The organism is Vibrio sp. V42_P2S4T144 (assembly GCF_009904715.1).
Lineage (GTDB): Bacteria > Pseudomonadota > Gammaproteobacteria > Enterobacterales > Vibrionaceae > Vibrio > Vibrio alginolyticus.
Window position 1 is genome coordinate 1 of the sequence record NZ_WXWS01000480.1, and the last position, 3,283, is coordinate 3,283.

The 3,283-nt window shown below is 42.4% G+C and carries 4 protein-coding genes; 1 reads left to right on the forward strand and 3 read right to left on the reverse strand.

What is annotated here, in order from left to right:
* The first annotated feature begins 7 nt into the window (after positions 1–7).
* Positions 8–118 carry a transposase gene (locus CAG68_RS15985; RefSeq protein ID WP_237667885.1) on the forward strand — a complete coding sequence of 37 codons (111 nt, stop codon included), beginning with the start codon at positions 8–10 and terminating at the stop codon, positions 116–118.
* Positions 119–218: 100 nt separating this feature from the next.
* On the opposite strand, the gene CAG68_RS15990 is transcribed toward CAG68_RS15985, so the two are convergent.
* Genes CAG68_RS15990 through CAG68_RS16000 form a run of 3 tightly spaced genes read right to left on the reverse strand, consistent with a single transcriptional unit; the run spans position 219 to position 1,422 of the window.
* Positions 219–710: a single-stranded DNA-binding protein gene (locus CAG68_RS15990; protein ID WP_161441355.1), complete on the reverse strand. Its 492-nt coding sequence runs from the start codon at positions 708–710 to the stop codon at positions 219–221.
* A gap of 3 nt (positions 711–713) precedes the next feature.
* Complete coding sequence (locus CAG68_RS15995) at positions 714–1,016, reverse strand: helix-turn-helix domain-containing protein (protein WP_017634072.1); 303 nt, start codon at positions 1,014–1,016, stop codon at positions 714–716.
* On the reverse strand, positions 991–1,422 hold the full coding sequence (locus CAG68_RS16000) for a hypothetical protein (RefSeq protein WP_161441356.1): 432 nt from the start codon (positions 1,420–1,422) through the stop codon (positions 991–993). Before CAG68_RS16000 ends, CAG68_RS15995 begins: the two co-directional genes overlap by 26 nt.
* Positions 1,423–3,283: the final 1,861 nt, after the last annotated feature.

A 3,283-nucleotide genomic window follows, 5' to 3' on the forward strand; every position in this document is an offset into this window, starting at 1 on the left:
CGAATCAATGCCGCTTAATATCCGAAACTGGACTTGTCCAGAATGCAATACGCACCATGATCGTGATATTAACGCAGCGAAGAATATAAAAACCGCTGGACTGGCGGGGTTAGCTTAGGGAGCGACTGGATCGGGGATAGCATCAAAAGAGGCTATCTAGTGAAAGCGTGTTGAACTAAGAATCCCCTAGCGAATTAGCTAGGGGAGTATGTCAACGTTTAAGCCGCCACGTAACTCAGCATCTTGTAATGACGGAACTCGTTTTGGAACGGTATGTCATCGTCAAAGTCCATTGGCGGTTCGCTGTACTGCTGTTGATGCTGACCCCAACCGCCTTGTTGCTGCTGGCCACCAGCTCGGTTATTGCCAAGCATTTGCATCACGCCATTAAAGCCTTGAACTACTACCTCTGTGCTGTAACGGTCTTGGCTTTGCTGGTCTTTCCATTTGCGAGTCTGCAATTGACCCTCGATGTAAACTTGTGACCCTTTGCGTAGGAACTCCCCCGCCACTTCGGCCAACTTGCCGAACAACACCACTCGATGCCACTCGGTTTTTTCTCGGTTCTCGCCTGACGCTTTATCGCGCCAAGTTTCGGATGTAGCGACCGTGATATTCGCTACTGCGCCGCCATTTGGTAGGTATCGGATTTCGGGATCTGACCCCAAGTTACCAACCAGAATGACCTTGTTAATGCCTCTTGAAGCCATTCGTTATTCTCCGGTATCTCTCTTTACCGCTTCGTCTCTGTTAGAAATCGCATCACCAAAGAACAAATAACCCACGTCTGTACTTGTGTAGACCGCTATCAGTTCTAGGTTTTGCACCCTTGGGTTCACCTCGCCATTCTCGATTTTTCGATAAGTGTCTGGTGATAACCCGATTAACCTGCTCATTTCGAGTATGGTTAAATCTGCATGCCGTCTCGCTCGCTTGATTCGCGCTGCACGTTGCTGTCGATACTCAAGCGATTGGATTCGAGCGGCCTGTTTAGTCTTTGCGTCTCGCATTTTCATAGAAGCTCTCCACTTCACTTGCTAGTCGTTCTTCCTCGGTTGTTGTCGCCTTAATCAAGGCAACGCGATATTCATGTAACCGATTCTTTGACCAATCTAGGCAGAGCTTTTGCCACTTGATAACGGCAACCGGATCGGAAAGGTCGTAACCCGTCCCAAAACAGCTACAGCACTCCCACTTGCTAAATAACGACTTGGTGTAACCAGTGCCATTGCAAGTCGGGCAGCGATCCGGCTTGTCATCCAATGTCACATCGGCATCTTGTAACCGGTTCGCCAGAGCTTCGCGTTCGTCCGTAAGCTCTATGCCCTCGAATGTATCCAGGATTGATGGTGAGCTTTTGTCTCGCTCTCTTTGCCGTTGTTCCAGTTGAGATCGCTTAATTTCAGAAATTTCCTCACTCATCTTTCATTCCGAACGCATCAATTTTATTTGGAGTATAAACCACTTAAAAAACAATGCAAAAAGTATTGATACAAAAACCGAAACGATGTATTTTCGTCTCTGCAAACAGGAAAACAGACTCATATGAGGAATCAGCAAATGTCAGAGAACAACAGCAAAAAGTTCACGACCAAATCCAAGCAGACGTTAAAGAGTACATGACCAACACCTCGAACAGCGTCTTAGACTTCGCTTTGGCCAATGCAATTAAGAGCGGTCAGAACAACCTAAATGAATTGTGTAAAATGTGGAAAATCCCAGTAGACAAGCTACTTAGCAAGTTAAACACTTCTCTTTTCAAAGTGGATGATGATAAAATCCACCTCGCATAGACGGATACGTTTAGCTATCGGGATAAGAGTAATGGAAAGCTTCGGGGAAACTCGAAGCTTTTTTTCCGCCTCAATACTTAATCCGAACGTTCGAGAATTTAAGGCACAAAAAAAAGCGCCCACTCATAGAGCCAACACTTTACATTCGGAATTTATAACAACACCCACCAGCAAAATAAACAAACAAAAACCAACCATACTAAACAAAAATACTGTCGCTTTATAATTATATATACAGGATTAGAAAAGCATCAATCGCGAAAGCTAGTTTGAATTGGTTCATCAAGAAACCTCGTCCGTTAGGTTCCGTAATCATTAAATAACGGTATAGTAAAAAACAGATGCCTTACGTGACCATGACGCCAGATCGTTTAGCGTCTTATCGACGTCAATTAGTTGAGTTTAATACTGTCAACACTTAGGCTAATTGGGAATTAGTGGGCAAAAACTAGCCAAAATGATAGGAAGCTTAACCACTTAAGTTGTACGGGGAAGCATTTTTGTTTTTAACAGGATAAGATGAGTTAACAGCAATATATTGAATGCGCTAACCCATCGCTGGAAGCGGCAACTTTCTTTTGAGGTTGGCATCAAGCAGAAAGGGAAAATGAACATGAACATGAACATGAACATGAATTATTGGATAAAAATCTTGCTCATATCCCGATTCATGTAGAGAAATGAATATTTTTCAAAGCGTTTCTTTATGAGAGGGGAATTATCTGATAACAATGGGACATAAGGACTTGGGAGTTTTCATACGCCTTAACCTGAAAGAGATAACCAACTCGTTTGGGCGTTTGCAAAATTAGCAAAAAGTCTGGAATACTAGGTTCAGCAAGGATTGGAACAAAACGTTTCCCCATAACCATTGCTGGTGTGAAGAATATAAAAAAAGGCTGGATTCGAAGAACCCAACCTTTAGTTAACTAGGAGGTAATTATGTAATCACCAACCAAGCTCGAAGCAGCTAAAAACTTCACTTCAAGTAATGCGCATTAGGTGAGTACCAGTCACTTAATACGACTTACATAGCTACAACAATCAAAACCCTCGGAGGTTTTATGAGTAAGCTCATTGAGCTTGTCATAGCTGTTATCAACCTAGTAGCAGCTATTATTCAAGCACTAATAGGTTAATTAACCGCGCTAGGGGTACATATTGTTGCCCCTAGTGCACACTTACAACTATCCAATAATTAATATTTCCTGTCAATTCGTGTTTTTGTCAAGAACTCACACAAATGCGATCGTTATTCGGTTATGCCAGCCCAATTTACCTTGCATAGTCCCTACTACTATAAGCTAGATTGGAAATTGACCTACCACTATTTGTAGCATGCCGTTGTCTATAGCCAGGATCATTAACTCATCTAAACAACAAAAACTTGTTGTGTATGTGGGAAACTGTGTAAATCTTTGATTTTCCAGTTATCCACATACGCTATAAAGATCTATATTTAACTATATCAATCTATGGTAACTATAGAT

What these genes read in the sequence shown, in the direction of transcription:
- CAG68_RS15985 (WP_237667885.1), top strand. Translation starts at nt 8, where the DNA reads ATGCCGCTTAATATCCGAAACTGGACTTGTCCAGAATGCAATACGCAC.
- CAG68_RS15990 (WP_161441355.1), bottom strand. Translation starts at nt 710, where the DNA reads ATGGCTTCAAGAGGCATTAACAAGGTCATTCTGGTTGGTAACTTGGGG.
- CAG68_RS15995 (WP_017634072.1), bottom strand. Translation starts at nt 1,016, where the DNA reads ATGAAAATGCGAGACGCAAAGACTAAACAGGCCGCTCGAATCCAATCG.
- CAG68_RS16000 (WP_161441356.1), bottom strand. Translation starts at nt 1,422, where the DNA reads ATGAGTGAGGAAATTTCTGAAATTAAGCGATCTCAACTGGAACAACGG.